This window comes from Luteibacter sp. NPDC104163 (assembly GCF_055584245.1).
In genome coordinates, this window is record NZ_JBVJMK010000001.1 from 217,680 (window position 1) to 231,722 (window position 14,043).

Below are 14,043 nucleotides of genomic sequence, written 5' to 3' on the forward strand. Positions count from 1 at the left end.
AAACCGGGGCCTTTTTTGTTCCCTGGGGCCGCGCGCTGGCGCCCTTTGGTGTGTGCCCCACCCCCCCCCCCCGCCCCCCCCCGCTCCCACAAGGGGACGGGCGGGCTATAGGGAGCGCCGGGGGGCGATGATCAGGTCGCCGAACAGCAAGCCGGCCACGAGGGAGACCAGCAGGGTGACGCCGAGCAGGCCCGTGTCCATGCCCAGCGACGTATCGTGGTCGAGCAGGAACGACACGCTGCGGAAGCTCACCGACCCGGGCACCAGCAGGATGATGCCGGGCTCGCGCACCACCGCGCCGGGCTGCTGCGCGAAGCGAGCATACACGTTGCTCAGCGAGCCCAGCAGCACGCCGCCGATAAACACGCCGAACGGGGCGCCGGGCAGCGAACCGGAAATCTGGCCGCCCCAGCGCGTGGCGAGGTAGCCCAGGATGACCGCGCCCATGACGACCAGCCAGTCGCGCCGGGCCGCGCGGAAAAGGATCGCGAACGAGAACGCGCCGAGGACGAGCGAAGGCCAGTCCGCCCAGCCCGGCAGCGGCGGGAGGGCGTAGTCGTGCGGCACGATGCCGAGTGCCTCGCAGATCTGGGTCGCTGCCACGGTGCCGAAGGTGAGCTTCAGCAGGGTGGCCACCGCGCCGCCCATGCGGGCAACGCCCGCAACGAGGTGCTGGCTGGAGATCTCGCGGACGGCCGTGGTGAGCGCCATGCCGGGCAGCAGCACGATGAGGCTGCCCAGGATGACCGACTTCAGCGCCAGCGGGACGATGTAAGCGGCGACCACGGTAGCGATCGCCGTGGCAACCATGGCGCTGATCGCCTCGCTGGCCGCGGCGAGGCGCGGGCGGCTCCCCGAGGCGACGGTAATGCAGCCGATGATCACCCCGATGATGCCGGCCGTGACCAGGTCGGGCCACGCGCTGTGCAGCAGCAGCGCCACGACGCTGGCGGCGCACAGCCCATAACTGGCGATCACGCCCAGCTCCGCGCGGAAGGTCTCCGGCGCGCCGAGCTTGCGGAGCAGGTGGAATCCTTCGCGCAATTCCATCTGACCGTCGATCACCGCATCCGCGATGCGGTCGGCCTCGACAAGGCGGGCCAGGTTCACGTCGCCGGGCGGCAGGCGCATGACCTGGGTCACCTGCGCCACGCCGTCCTCACCCTGGCCCAGGTCGGCGAACGAGACGATGATCGCCGTGGGACTGGACCACACCTCGGCCGAGAGACCGATACGCTGCGCGGATCGCGCGATCGCCGTTTCCAGGCGGGGCGCGGTGGTGCCGTACTGGTGCAGGCGCCGCGCCAGTTCGGTCAGGAAGGCGATGCGGGTGTTGATCGCCGTGGTGGCGAAGCTCACCGGCACCGCCATCGGCGGGATGTCAGCCAACCTCCACCGCCTTGACCCGTAGCGTGGTGCCCTCGATCCCGGTCACCTCGACCGTGGCGCCCAGGGGCAGATCGGGGCCGTTCACCAGCCACATGCCATCGCCCACTTTCGCCTTGCCGCGTCCATTGACGATGGCATCGCACAGCGTGAAGCGCTGGCCGATCAGCTGCTCGCCCCGGCGGTTCAGGCGCTCGTTGCCCGAAGGCACGCGGGCGATCCGCGGCCGCACGAACTTCCAGTACGCGAAACAGGAAACGAAGGTGAAGACCGCGAACAGCACGGCTTGCGTGAGCGGGCCCAGTTCGGGGACGGCGAACAGCACGATACCCATCGCCGCGGCGGCGATGCCGATCCACAGCATGAAATAGCCGGGCATGATCACTTCGCCGCCGATGAGCAGCAATGCCACGATCCACCAGATGTAATGCATGGCGACCTCCCCCATGGTGGCTCAGCGCGCCAGCGGTGGCGTGCGCGGCGGCTGCGGGCCGACCTGCGGTGCCTGCACGCGCTGGCTGGTGAGCGAATCTTTCGCCAGTTCAGCGATGCCGGCCAGCGAACCCAGGATGCCCACCGACTCCATCGGCAGCAGCAAGGTCTTCTGGTTCGGGCTCTTGGCCATCTCCACCAGCGCCTCGACGTACTTGGTGGCGACGAAGTAATTCAGTGCGTTGACATCGCCGCTGGCGATGGCGCCGGAGACCATCGTGGTGGCCTTCGCTTCCGCTTCGGCCAGGCGCTCGCGCGCTTCGGCCTCGCGGAATGCCGCCTCCTTCTTGCCCTCGGCCTCGAGGATCGCCGACTGCTTTTCGCCATCGGCCTTGAGGATCGCGGCCTGGCGGAAGCCCTCGGCATCGAGGATGTTGGCGCGCTTCTCGCGCTCGGCCTTCATCTGCCGGGCCATCGCGTCCACGAGGTCGCGCGGCGGCGAGATGTCCTTGATCTCGATGCGGGTGACCTTCACGCCCCAGGGGTGCGTGGCCTCGTCGATGACGGTGAGCAGCTTGGCGTTGATGGCATCGCGCTGGCTCAGGCTTTCATCCAGGTCCATGGAGCCGAGCACGGTACGGATGTTGGTCATGATGAGCGCGAGCGCGGCCATCTCGAGGTTCGCCACCTCGTACGCCGCCTTGGCCGCGTCGAGCACCTGGTAGAACACCACGCCATCCACGCGGACGACGGCGTTGTCCTTGGTGATCACGTCCTGCGAGGGGACATCGAGCACCTGCTCCATCATGTTCATCTTGCGCCCGATGTTGTAGACGAACGGGATGAGGAAATGCAGGCCGGGCGTCAGCGTGCCCGTGTACTTGCCGAACATTTCCACGGTCCATTCGTAGCCCTGGGGCACGATGCGGATCAACTTGGCCAGGACGATGACCGCGACGACGATCACGACCAGCGCGACGATGCTTCCCATGGTGCCCTACTCCCTTCGGCGTGAATTCAACCGGAGTATAGGCGAAGCGAATCAGTGCGGGCCGGCGGGGAGCACCAGGGTCACGCGCAGGCCACCACCTTCGCGATTCGCCAGCGCAATGCGGCCGCCATGGGCTTCCGAAATTTCGCGGGCCAGGGCAAGGCCCAGCCCCGTACCGGAGCGCTTGGTCGAATAGAACGGCAACAGCGCCTGGGCGAGGACTGTCTCGCTCATGCCGGGGCCGCGGTCGGACACATCGATAAGGCAGTCACGCCCCACGATATGGACACCCACGGTGACATCCTTCTCGTCGCCACCCGCCTCGTGGGCGTTCTTGATCAGGTTGATCAGCACCTGCTCGATCTGGGTGGGGTCGAACCAGCCCGGCTGCTTGGGCGGCGGCGCACTGAGTTCGAAGCGCGCGTGCAGGCCCAGTGCCTCGAGGAACGGCTCCCAGGCGATCTCACGCGCCTGGGGGGCCGGCAGCTTGGCGAAGCTGGCGTAGCCGGAGATAAACCCGTGCAGATGCTTCGCCCGATCGCCGATCGAGGCGAATACGCCCGGAAGACGTTCGAGGTCACCGCGCCGCGCCAGCTCGGCACCGGAGTGCGAGAGCGAGGAGATCGGCGCCAGCGAATTGTTGAGTTCGTGGCTGATGACGCGGATCACGCGTTTCCACGTGTGCACTTCCTGGCGCGAGAGCTCCCGGGTCATGCGCCGGTACAGCTGCAGGCGATGCGGCCGCCCCTGCAGGCGGAACCCGCGCTGCGAAAGATGGAAGGTCTCCTCGCTACCCTCCATCTCCACGGTGAACAGCGCATCCTCGCCCGCCGCCGCCGCGACGCGCAGGTTCTCCGGCATCGCCGCGAGCACGCTGGCGAAGTCGAGCCCCGCGAGTGCCCTGCCCTCGTTGAAGAGATGGCGCGCGGCGATGTTGGCGTAGGTGACCTTGCCCGAAGCGTCGGTCAACACCAGCGCCACTGGCGTGTTCTGCACGACGGTATCCAGCAGGAGCTCACGCTGGGCCAGGTTCTGCCGCTGTTCGCGCAGGATCGTGCCGAGCTGGTTGTGCATGCGGATCAGGTCACCGAGCTCGTCCATGCGGTCGGTGCCGATGGACATGCTGTAGTCGCCGTCGCGGTAACTGGCCACGGCGCTTTCCAGCGCGCGCATGAGCCGGCGGATCGGTTCCACCAGCACATGCGCCATCCATGCGGAGAGGGGCACAAGCAGGAGGAAGCAGATGATGAGCGCCGTGCGTGTATCCACCGGCGCCGACGGCCCAGGCACGACGGCGTGGCCGGGGTTCTTCGCCAGTTCGTCGAGCCAGGCGACCGCCTGCGGAAAGGGCCAGATCGCGACGCCTGCGAAGACGAGCGCTCCCATCACCGCCGAGGCAGCGACGACGATGGCCATCCGACCTTCCAGCGAGAAGCGCTTCATGGCAGGGAACGTATCAGACCGCGAGCCCGTAGCGCTCCATGCGCCGGTATAGCGCCTGGCGCGAGAGACCCAGGCTGCTCGCGGCGCGGCTGACGACACCGCCGGCCGTGGCCAGCGCCGCTTCGACCGATTCGCGGCTGGGTTCATCCAGGTTGCGGTTGGTGGAAGCGGTGGGCATGGGCAGGTTGAGGTGCGAAGGCTCGATGCGGCCACCCGCCGCCAGCAGCGCGGCGCGCGCCATGGCGTTCTTCAGTTCACGGACGTTGCCCGGCCACGCATGCGCAAGCAGCGCCTCGCGCGCATCCTCGCTCAGCTCGGCCTTCCCATCCAGGAAGAACTCGGCCAGCGGAAGGATATCGTCGCAACGCTCCGAGAGCGGCGGCAGGTTCACGTCGATGACGTTGAGGCGGTAGTAGAGATCCTCGCGGAACGTCCCCGCGGCAATCATCGCCTTCAGGTCCGCATTGGTCGCGCTGACGACGCGCACCTTGACCTGGCGGGTGCGCCCCGAGCCGAGCCGTTCGAACTGGCCGGTCTCCAGCACGCGCAGGAGCTTCATCTGCCCCGGCAGCGGCAGGTTGCCGATTTCATCGAGGAACAGCGTGCCACCATCGGCCAGCTCGAAACGGCCCTCACGGGCCTTGTTCGCACCGGTGTAGGCGCCCGCATCGGCACCGAACAGCTCGGCTTCGATGAGTTCACCAGGCAGCGCGCCGCAGTTCACCGCGATGAACGGGCCACGGCGGACCGGGGAATTCGCGTGGACGATCGCGGCGATCCGTTCCTTGCCCGCACCGTTCGGGCCGGTGATGAGCACGGGTACATCGGAACGCGCGACCTGGCAGGCCAGCTCGACCGTGCGGCTCATGGCCTCGGAAGCGAACACCAGGCCGTCGAGCTCGTATTTGCTTTCCAGCGCCTCGCGTCGGCGGCGGCGCTCGTTACGCGCCCGGGTGACCTCGCGCGTGGTCTCGGAAAGCTCGAGCAGGTTCTCGACCGTCGCAAGCAGCTTGGTGTCGTCCCACGGCTTGGCGAGATAGTCGGCCGCACCGGCCTTCACCAGTTCGACCGCCGCTTCCAGATGGGTCCAGGCCGTAAGCAGGATGACCGGCAGGTCGGTGTGGCGGGCCCGGATGGCCTTGAACAACGCCGCACCCTCTTCACCGGACGTGGTGTCGGCGGTGAAGTTCATATCCTGGATCACGACGTCGACGCGCTCGCGCGCGAGCGTGGCCAGCCCGTCTTCGGGCGTCAGGGCCACCAGCGGCCGGATATCGCGCAGGCTCAGCGCGAGCGACAGGGCCTCGCCCACGGCGGGGTTGTCGTCAATGATCAGTACGCAGCGCATCTTGTCCCTTTGCATGCCGTCATGGATGCATCTCCCCCGGAAAAGGTTGCAATCCCCATTCTATCCACGGGTGGCCTCCACGGGCGAGACCGCGGCCGCACGCAGCGCCGGGGCCAGCACGGCGGCCTGGCCCAGCAGCCAGAGGGTCAGCGCCCCGGCGGGCAGGTAGGCCAGCGGGAGTCGCGGGATCTCGTAATGCAGCATGAGCACGAGGTTCATGCCGTAGGCGAGCACCATCCCGAGCCCGATGCCCATGCTGGCCAGGAGGAAGTTCTCGGTCTGGAAGTAGCGCAGCACGTCGCCACGCGTCGCACCGAGCGCGCGACGCACGCCGATCTGCCGACGCCTTTGCGCCACCCAGAAGCTGGCAAGGCCGACGATGCCAAGGGCCGTGACCGCGAGCAGCACCACGCAAGCACCGATCAGCATGGCCATGAGCGAACGGTCGCTCGCAAAGAAGCGCTCGCGGATCTCACGGAAAGTCACCTTCTCCAGGATGACGCGCCGCGGATCCTGCTTCTTCAGCGCCGCGGCGGCCGCTTCGAGCACCTCGCCTGCCTTGCCTGGGGCCGTCCTGATGACGTAGCCGGCGCCGTACGTCGGCAGCATGCGCCACGGGGTGAGGATGACCTCGTTCACGTTGTCGCGCATGCCGGAGGCCCGTGCGAGCTGGGCCACCACGCCCACGATCCGGTAGTCCGCACCATGCATGTAGAGGACCTGGCCCAATGCATCCTTGCCAGGGAACAACCGGCGCGCCACGGCGGCGGTCACCACGATCACGTGCGCCGCCTCGGCCTTCCTGGCGACGACATCATCGACCCATTGGTATTCATCCGGCCGCAGCCAGCGCCCCTCCAGCAGTTTCGCTCCGAAGAGTTCACCGACGCCCTTGCCGTAGTACTCCGCGACACTGGCCCGTGACTGCTTCTCATCGGGTGACAGCCGGACATTGGTGCTCCAGGAGCGCGAGCCGAAGGGAACCGAATTGACCGCTTCCGCGCCCTCCACGCCGGGTACGGCACGAAGAACCGCCAGGTCCGCCTCGGTGCGCGCGTGGATATCCACGTTCTTCCCGGGCGACGAAAGGTCGATGTTCGCGAGTCGGTCTTCCTCGACACCACTGGGGGTATCGATCCAGCGGAGCCGGTCGTTCACGAGGAACAGCGCATTGCAGACGATCGCGCAGGTCAGGCCGATCTGCAGCACGAGCAGGGTGGCCGTGATCCGGTGGCGGCCAAGCGCCGCGAGGATGGGGGCGATATCCAGGCGCATGTCACTGGCTCTTGAGGTGGAGGCCCGGCGGCACCTGGCAGGCGCGCCACGCGGGAAACAGCCCGGCCAGCATGGCCGCCGCGACCGAGAGGAGGAAGGTCGTCACCAGCATGGTGAGATCCAGGTGGGCGAGCTGCGCGCTGTGGTCGGGATTGATACGTATGAGCATCAGCCCGATCCAGGCGAAGCCGAGGCCGACGAGCCCGCCGACGAAACCGATGATTCCGGCCTCGACCACGAGCTGCGCGAAGATGTCCCGTCGTGACGCGCCAAGGGCACGGCGCACGCCCAGTTCACCCGCACGGCGCAGGAACTTCGCGAGCATCAGCCCCACGGTGTTCACGAGGCATACGGCAAAAAAGGATACGGCCAGCCAGAACTGCAGGCGCACGTCGTCGGGTACGACCTTCTTCTCGTCCAGGAACGCAGGCACGCTCGTCAGCGATGCCGGCGTCTGGCGTTCGAAGCGACCCGACGCGTGTTGCTCGCGGACGTAACCATCGAGGAACGACTGGTAGGCGCTGACCGCCGCCGGGGTATCGAGCTGCACCCAGAACTGCAGCCAGACGCATGACGCCGATTCCATCTGCTCCTCCTGCCCACTCCCCTGGCCCCAGCACGAGATGCCTCCGTCGCGTGGCAGCTGCGTGTCTCGCGCGGCACCGAGCGGCACGAAAATGTCTTCGGCCGTGGTGTAGTCACCGGTGTTCGTGTCGTAGAAATGCGGCACGGGCCGCCACGGGGCGAGGACGCCGATGATGCGGAAGGTGGCGTCGTTCACATGGATCGACCGTCCAATACTGTTGGCGCCGGCGAACAGCCGCTGGTTGAGTGTGTCGCTGATGACGGCCACACGGGCACGCCGTTCATCGTCCACCGCATTCCAGTCGCCACCGAAGCGGAACGGCACGTCGAACATCGGGAAGAAGTCGGCGGTCGTGTAACGCGCGGGGGCCATGAACGGATCGACGGCCGGATCTTCCGGGCGGATGGTACCCAGCCCGCCCACCATCAGCGCCTGGTACGTCGCCCGGCGTGCGTGCAGCATGGCCATGCCATCGATCCAGGTCACCTCATCCGGCGGCAGCGGGTCATTGCTGGACTCGAGGGCGGTCGGATCAATGCGCGGCATGTAGATGCTGCCGCTCTTTCCGGGGAGCGGATCGCCACTCAGCACATGCAACGCCGTCAGCGTCGTCATGCAGGCGCCAATACCCAGGGCCACGGCGAGGATCATCAGGGCGGTGAGCATGGGGTTCCGTCGCAGGCTACGGACCGCCATTTCCAGGTAATACGCGAACTCAGTTCCCACGCGTGGCCTCGACAGGTGGTACGCACGATGCACGTCGCGCGGGGGCATACACGGCGGCCTGGCCCAGCAGCCAGAGGGCGACAGCCCCCAGCGGCAGGTAATGCGGCGGTAGCCGGGGCAGTTCGTAGAACACCATCAGCACGATGTTGATGCCGTAGGCGAGCACCATGCCGAGGACGATGCCCATGGTGGCGAGCAGGAAGTTCTCGGTCTGGAAGTAACGCAGGACATCGCTGCGCGTCGCACCCAGCGCGCGGCGCACGCCGATCTGCCGGCGCCGTTGCGCCACCCAGAAGCTGCCCAGCCCCACGATGCCCAGGGCGGTCACGATAAGCAGCGCGATGCATACCCCGACGAGCAGGCCGGCCATGGCACGGTCGCTGGCGAAGAAAGCGGCACGCACCTCGCTGTAGTGCCGCTTGCGCTGGATCACCCGGTTCGGGTCGAGCTCGCGCAACTTCGCGGCCGCTGCCTTCAGGACGGCATCGGACTGGCCCGGCGCCGTGCGCATCACGTAGGTCGCACCGAGGCCTTCGCTCATGTGGACGGGCAGGATCATGCTGCCATAGGTGAGTGAGCGGTCCGCGATACTGGGCCGCGCCACGTCGCCTACCACTCCGACGACCCGCATCGGTTCGCCGCCGTAGTAAAGCGTCTTGCCCAGCGCGTTGCCATGGAACAACCGGTCTTCCATGAACCGCGTGATGATGACCACGTGCGGGATCACCACATCCTTCCGACCGCTGGTGATGTCATCGAGCCACGCGTACTCGTCGGACGCAAAGTTGCGACCCTTCAGCAACTGCAAGCCAAACGCATCGATGAGGTTGTCGCCGTAGAACGCCGTGACATGCATGGCGGGCGTAACCACATCCGGGTCCAGCTTGATGCCGTCGTTCCAGGATTCGCCACCGAAGGGGATTTCATTGGCCAGGGCCGCGTGCTCCACCCCGGGGATCTGCCGCAGGGCGTTCAGGGCTTCATCCACACGCGCATGCATGGCCGGCGTCGAGCCGATGTTGACCGGCCGTACCTCCACCACGTTGGCCTCGTCGATGCCGCTGGGCATGGCCATCCAGTCGAGCCGCTGGCGTACCAGGAACACGGCATTGCAAACGATGGCGCAGGTCAGCGCGATTTCCAGCACCAGCAGGATCGCGGTGACCTTGTGGCGCTTGAGCGTCGAAAGAATGGGTCGGATATCCAGCATCACGAACTCTTCAGCTGCAGGGCGGGTGTGACCTGGCACGCGCGCCAGGCAGGCAGCAGGCCGGCGACCAGCGTGGCGGTGATGGCGATGGCGAACGTCGCCGCCAGCATGGGCAGGTCGAGGTGCGCCAGCGAGGCATAGTCGTCCGGTTGCTGGCGGACCAGCCACAGGCCGCCGACCGCCATGACCAGCCCGGCGAGCCCACCGCTTAGACCGATGATCCCTGCCTCGGTAAGCAGCTGCGCGAACACTGCCACGCGCGACGCGCCCAGGGCACGGCGAACACCGATCTCCCCGGAACGGCGCAGGAATTTCGCGAGCATGAGGCCCACGGTATTCACCAGGCACACGACGAAGAAGCCGAGGGCCAGCCAGACCTGCAGGTGAACATCGCTCGGAACGACCTGGTTGTAATCCAGCCACTGGGTCACGTTGCGCAGGCGCACGTTCACCGGGAGCTTGAAACGGCCGGCGGCGCGCTGCTCTTCCGAATAGTGAGTCAGGAACGCCTTGTAGTCGGCGACCTTCGCCGGATCGTCGATCTCGACCCACAGCTGCATCCAGGTGCAATTCGCGGTCTCGAGCACATCTTCCTGCACCTTGCCGCCCTGCCCCCAGCAATCGCGTGAGCCGTTGCGCGGGCCATGCAGGTCGCGCGACGTGCTGAGCGGCATGAACAGCTCTTCCGTGTCCGCATAACTATCGGCGTTCAGGTCGTAGAAATGCGGATGCGGCCGCCAGGGTTTCATCACCCCGACGATCTGCAGGGTCACGCCGTTGTAGCGCAGCGTGCGGCCGGTGCTGTCCTCGCCGTGGAACAGGCGGTTGTTCAGCACGCTGCTGATGACGACGATGCGCGCGCGAGCCTCATCCTCGGCCTTGGACCACGCGTGCCCATAGCGAAGCGGCACCTCGAACATGGGAAAGAAATCGGCGGTGGTATAGCGCGCCCGGGCAAAAAAGGGCTCCGCCTGGCTGCCATCCTGCTGCACCGGCGCCGTGCCGCCGGTCATCAGGGCCTGGCGGTCGGCACGGCCCGCCTTGAGCAACGCCATGCCGTCCTGCCACGAGACCTGCGACGGCGGCTCGCCCTTGCTGTAGAACCCGTTGTCCGTGTCGCGCGGCTCGAGCTGCGGATAGAACAGCCGCTGGCTCTTGCTGGGGATCGGGTCGCCCGACACCACGTGCAGCACCGTGAGCGTGGTCATGCAGGCGCCGATGCCCATGGCCACCGCCAGCACCATCAGCGCCGTCAGGGCCTTGCTTCGCTTGAGGCTACGCAGGGCCAGCTCGAGGTAATAACCGAACATCACTACTCCTGGTGTTCCGGATCAGACGCTACGGGTCGCTTCGACCGGCGACACTTTCGATGCGCGCAGGGCGGGTGCGAAGACGGCGGCCTGGCCCAGCACGAGCAGGAGCACCACGCCGACGGCGACATAGGTCACGGAAACGCGCGGCATCTCGAAGTACTTCAGCATCCACTGGCTGAGGCCCAGCGCGAGGACGGTACCGACGATCACGCCGCCCAATGCGATCAGGAAGTTCTCGGTCATGAAGTAGCTGAGGATGTCCGAACGACGGGCGCCGAGCGCGCGGCGCACGCCGATCTGCTTGCGGCGCTGGCCCACCCAGAAGCTCGACAGGCCGACGATGCCCGCCGCGGTGATCGCCAGCAGCACGGCGCACACCACCGTCATCAGGATCGCCATGCCGCGGTCGGCCTCGTAGGCATTGGCTCGCACCACATCGAACGTACGCAGGCCGTACTTCTCCGGCAGCACGCGCATGCGGCTCACCTTGTACAGCGCATTGGGGATCGCCTTGTAGACGGCATCCTGCTGGCCCGGGCGGGCGCGCACCAGGAAGTGCTGGTAGCCGCTGTCGAACCGGATCGGCATCAGCGTCACGTTATCCATGTGCTCGAACTCGATCCAGGGCACCGTGAGCTTCTCGACGATGCCGATGACCGTGGATGGCTTGTTCTTCGCGTAGTAGATCGACTTGCCGAGCGCATCGCCGTTGGGGAACAGCTTGTCGGCGATCGCCTTGGTGATGATGACCTGTGCGGGTGCCGGCGTGCTCTGCGGGGCAAGGTTCACGATTTCCGAGGGCGTGAAGTTGCGCCCGGCGATCAGCTTGACGCCGAGCGTCTTCAACGCCTGCTCGTCCACGAAGTACAGGGCGCTCGGCAGGCTGTCCTTGGTCTTGGTCGGGTCGGTCTGCATGCCGGTCGACCAGCCGCCACGGCGCAGCGGATACGCATTGGTCACATAGGCCGACTCGACGCCCGGGATATTGCGCAGCGCCGCCACGTCGGTCTGCATCAGCGGGAGGAACGAATCCGGTTTGCCAACGTAGCGGTTCTGCACGGCGATGACGTTGCTCTCGTCCATGCCGGTCAGGCGGTTCGACCGCTCGATGCGCTGGTGCACGATGAACAGCGCGTTGCAGACGATGGCCAGGGTGAGCGCGATCTGCAGCGCGATGAGGATGGTGCCCGCCTTGTGCCGGCGCAGCGCGGAGAGGATGGGTTTGATCTGGAGGTTCATGCCAGCGTGCCCTTAGTTGGACTTCAGCTGCCACGCCGGCTGCACCTGAGCGGCGCGCCACGTGGGATAGAAAGCGGCGATCACCGTGGCTGCGATGGAGGTCAGCAGCGTCAGGAGGATCAGCGTGGGATCGAGCGCTGCCAGGCGGGCGATATCGGACGGGAAAACCAGCGTGGTGCCCAGCATGCCCAGCCCGGTCAGGATCAACCCGAGCACGCCACCGGCGATGCCGACCGCGCCCGCTTCGATCAGGAACTGCGCGTAGATCGTGGCGCGTGAGGCGCCCAGTGCGCGACGCACGCCGATCTCCTGGGAGCGGCGCATGAACTTCGCGAGGAGCAGGCCGATGGTGTTCACCAGGCAGATCGCGAGGAAACCCAGCGACACGACCAGCGAGATGGTCGATTCCTTCGGCACGACCTTCTGGAAGTCGAGCCAGTCGGTGACGTTGCGGACCTTGACGTTCGGTGCCCAGCTCCAGCGCCCTGCGCGCTGCTGCTCCGCCGCGTAGCCGTTGAGGTAGTTGCGGTACGCATCGACTTCGGCCTGGCTATCCAGCTGCGTCCAGAGCGAGAGCCATACGCATTCGGAGCGCAGGTAGCCATCCCAGCCCTGCTCGGGCTCCTTGACGCAGTTGTTGTTGCCGTTGGTGCCGAGCTGAAGGTCGATGGCGCGGGTGAAGGGGATATACACCGACGCCCCTTCGTCGACGAAACCGCCCGTATTGGGTGCATCGAAGAACAGCGGCTGCGGCGCCCAGTTATCCATGACGCCCACGACGGTGAACAGGCGCCCATCGAGGTTGAGCTGCTTGCCGACGCTCTGGCCGCCGTTGAACACCTTGTCGTTGAGGTCCTTGGTGATCACTACGACGCTCGCATGCTTCTCGTCGTCATCACGGGTCCACGCGCGCCCCTGCAGGAAGGGCATGTCGAACATGCCGAACATGTCGGCCCCGTTGGCGTAGGCCGTCTGCCGCATCGGCAGGCGGGCCGCGTCATCCGGGATCACGGAGACGTTCACCGGGTAGATGATCGCCTGGTGCGCGGCCTTGTGCGCCCGCAGGATGGCGGTGGCATCCGTGTAAGTCAGCGCGGGCGCCGGCTCGCCGTTCTCGATGTTCTCCGGGCCGAACGCGTCGACCTGCGTGTTGAACAGCACGCTGGACTTCTGCGGGATCGGGTCGCGTGACGTCGCCCGGTACACCGAGTACGTCGTCATCGAGGCGGCCACGCCGAAGCCGATGGCCATCACCATGAGGGCGGTGAGCATCGGGTTCTTGCGCAGGCTGCGCAGGCCCAGCTGGAGGTAATAGGCGAACATGGGTACCACCTTCGGCGCGGGGCCAGGGATCAGGAGCGGACGGTGTGGGCGTGCGTGTGCGCGTGGAAGCGCGGCTCTTCGGACAGGTCGACCACCTGGCCATCGATCACGTGGACGTTGCGCTGTGCGCGCGCCGCCAGTTCGGGATCGTGGGTGACCATGACGATGGTGGCGCCCTCGCGGTGGATCTCTTCCAGCAGTTCCATCACGCCGCGGGCCATCTGCGTATCCAGGTTACCGGTCGGTTCGTCGGCCAGGAGCAGGCGCGGCGAGCCAGCGAGCGCACGGGCAATGGCGACGCGCTGCTGCTGGCCGCCCGAGAGTTCCGCCGGGTAGTGGCGGGCACGCGCGGCCAGGCCGACGCGCTCGAGGGCGTCCATGATGCGCTGCTTGCGCTCCGGGCCCTTCATGCCGCGGTAGCGCAGCGGCACTTCCACGTTGTCGTACACGTTGAGGTCGGGAATCAGGTTGAACGCCTGGAAGATGAAGCCGATCTTCTCGTTGCGGATCTTCGAGCGCGCGTTGTCGTTGAGCTGGCTCACCTCGATACCGTCGAGGTGGTACTCGCCGCCGGTGAAGGTCTCGAGCAGGCCGGCGATGGTGAGGAAGGTGGTCTTGCCCGAGCCCGACGGACCGGTGACGGCGACGAACTCGCCTTCCTTCACGTCGATGTTGAAATCGCGCAGCGCGTAGGTCTCGACGACTTCCGTGCGGTAGACCTTGGCGAGGTGGTTCATCTTCAGCATGGCGGTTCCCTCTTGGATAATGGTT

12 protein-coding genes are annotated in these 14,043 nt (G+C 66.7%); all 12 read right to left on the reverse strand.

What is annotated here, in order from left to right:
- Positions 1-105 precede the first annotated feature (105 nt).
- Genes ACZ6YI_RS00935 through ACZ6YI_RS00990 form a run of 12 tightly spaced genes read right to left on the reverse strand, consistent with a single transcriptional unit; the run spans position 106 to position 14,018 of the window.
- The gene (locus ACZ6YI_RS00935) at positions 106-1,371 is read right to left on the reverse strand and encodes a threonine/serine exporter family protein (RefSeq protein ID WP_465777365.1); all 1,266 of its coding nucleotides are present in this window, start codon (positions 1,369-1,371) and stop codon (positions 106-108) included.
- Between the two features lie 10 nt (positions 1,372-1,381).
- Complete coding sequence (locus ACZ6YI_RS00940) at positions 1,382-1,819, reverse strand: NfeD family protein (RefSeq protein ID WP_465777042.1); 438 nt, start codon at positions 1,817-1,819, stop codon at positions 1,382-1,384.
- A gap of 21 nt (positions 1,820-1,840) precedes the next feature.
- Complete coding sequence (locus tag ACZ6YI_RS00945) at positions 1,841-2,809, reverse strand: SPFH domain-containing protein (protein ID WP_440328747.1); 969 nt, start codon at positions 2,807-2,809, stop codon at positions 1,841-1,843.
- A 51-nt stretch (positions 2,810-2,860) separates the two neighbouring features.
- Positions 2,861-4,252, reverse strand: a complete 1,392-nt coding sequence (locus ACZ6YI_RS00950) for a sensor histidine kinase (protein WP_465777043.1) — start codon at positions 4,250-4,252, stop codon at positions 2,861-2,863.
- A 13-nt stretch (positions 4,253-4,265) separates the two neighbouring features.
- Complete coding sequence (locus ACZ6YI_RS00955) at positions 4,266-5,600, reverse strand: sigma-54-dependent transcriptional regulator (RefSeq protein ID WP_465777366.1); 1,335 nt, start codon at positions 5,598-5,600, stop codon at positions 4,266-4,268.
- 60 nt (positions 5,601-5,660) lie between these two features.
- Positions 5,661-6,875, reverse strand: a complete 1,215-nt coding sequence (locus tag ACZ6YI_RS00960; protein WP_465777044.1) for an ABC transporter permease — start codon at positions 6,873-6,875, stop codon at positions 5,661-5,663.
- Between the two features lies 1 nt (position 6,876).
- Positions 6,877-8,127 (reverse strand): ABC transporter permease, encoded by a 1,251-nt coding sequence (locus tag ACZ6YI_RS00965; protein ID WP_465777045.1) that lies wholly within the window; start codon positions 8,125-8,127, stop codon positions 6,877-6,879.
- A gap of 49 nt (positions 8,128-8,176) precedes the next feature.
- Positions 8,177-9,397 carry an ABC transporter permease gene (locus tag ACZ6YI_RS00970; protein ID WP_465777046.1) on the reverse strand — a complete coding sequence of 407 codons (1,221 nt, stop codon included), beginning with the start codon at positions 9,395-9,397 and terminating at the stop codon, positions 8,177-8,179.
- Positions 9,397-10,707, reverse strand: a complete 1,311-nt coding sequence (locus ACZ6YI_RS00975) for an ABC transporter permease (protein WP_465777047.1) — start codon at positions 10,705-10,707, stop codon at positions 9,397-9,399. Before ACZ6YI_RS00975 ends, ACZ6YI_RS00970 begins: the two co-directional genes overlap by 1 nt.
- 21 nt (positions 10,708-10,728) lie before the next feature.
- A complete protein-coding gene (locus ACZ6YI_RS00980) occupies positions 10,729-11,949 on the reverse strand; it encodes an ABC transporter permease (RefSeq protein WP_440324573.1) in 1,221 nt (406 codons plus the stop codon).
- A gap of 12 nt (positions 11,950-11,961) precedes the next feature.
- On the reverse strand, positions 11,962-13,272 hold the full coding sequence (locus ACZ6YI_RS00985; RefSeq protein WP_465777048.1) for an ABC transporter permease: 1,311 nt from the start codon (positions 13,270-13,272) through the stop codon (positions 11,962-11,964).
- A gap of 29 nt (positions 13,273-13,301) precedes the next feature.
- A complete protein-coding gene (locus tag ACZ6YI_RS00990) occupies positions 13,302-14,018 on the reverse strand; it encodes an ABC transporter ATP-binding protein (RefSeq protein WP_440324569.1) in 717 nt (238 codons plus the stop codon).
- Positions 14,019-14,043: the final 25 nt, after the last annotated feature.

What these genes read in the sequence shown, in the direction of transcription:
- ACZ6YI_RS00935 (WP_465777365.1), bottom strand. Translation starts at nt 1,371, where the DNA reads ATGGCGGTGCCGGTGAGCTTCGCCACCACGGCGATCAACACCCGCATC.
- ACZ6YI_RS00940 (WP_465777042.1), bottom strand. Translation starts at nt 1,819, where the DNA reads ATGCATTACATCTGGTGGATCGTGGCATTGCTGCTCATCGGCGGCGAA.
- ACZ6YI_RS00945 (WP_440328747.1), bottom strand. Translation starts at nt 2,809, where the DNA reads ATGGGAAGCATCGTCGCGCTGGTCGTGATCGTCGTCGCGGTCATCGTC.
- ACZ6YI_RS00950 (WP_465777043.1), bottom strand. Translation starts at nt 4,252, where the DNA reads ATGAAGCGCTTCTCGCTGGAAGGTCGGATGGCCATCGTCGTCGCTGCC.
- ACZ6YI_RS00955 (WP_465777366.1), bottom strand. Translation starts at nt 5,600, where the DNA reads ATGCGCTGCGTACTGATCATTGACGACAACCCCGCCGTGGGCGAGGCC.
- ACZ6YI_RS00960 (WP_465777044.1), bottom strand. Translation starts at nt 6,875, where the DNA reads ATGCGCCTGGATATCGCCCCCATCCTCGCGGCGCTTGGCCGCCACCGG.
- ACZ6YI_RS00965 (WP_465777045.1), bottom strand. Translation starts at nt 8,127, where the DNA reads ATGCTCACCGCCCTGATGATCCTCGCCGTGGCCCTGGGTATTGGCGCC.
- ACZ6YI_RS00970 (WP_465777046.1), bottom strand. Translation starts at nt 9,397, where the DNA reads ATGCTGGATATCCGACCCATTCTTTCGACGCTCAAGCGCCACAAGGTC.
- ACZ6YI_RS00975 (WP_465777047.1), bottom strand. Translation starts at nt 10,707, where the DNA reads ATGTTCGGTTATTACCTCGAGCTGGCCCTGCGTAGCCTCAAGCGAAGC.
- ACZ6YI_RS00980 (WP_440324573.1), bottom strand. Translation starts at nt 11,949, where the DNA reads ATGAACCTCCAGATCAAACCCATCCTCTCCGCGCTGCGCCGGCACAAG.
- ACZ6YI_RS00985 (WP_465777048.1), bottom strand. Translation starts at nt 13,272, where the DNA reads ATGTTCGCCTATTACCTCCAGCTGGGCCTGCGCAGCCTGCGCAAGAAC.
- ACZ6YI_RS00990 (WP_440324569.1), bottom strand. Translation starts at nt 14,018, where the DNA reads ATGCTGAAGATGAACCACCTCGCCAAGGTCTACCGCACGGAAGTCGTC.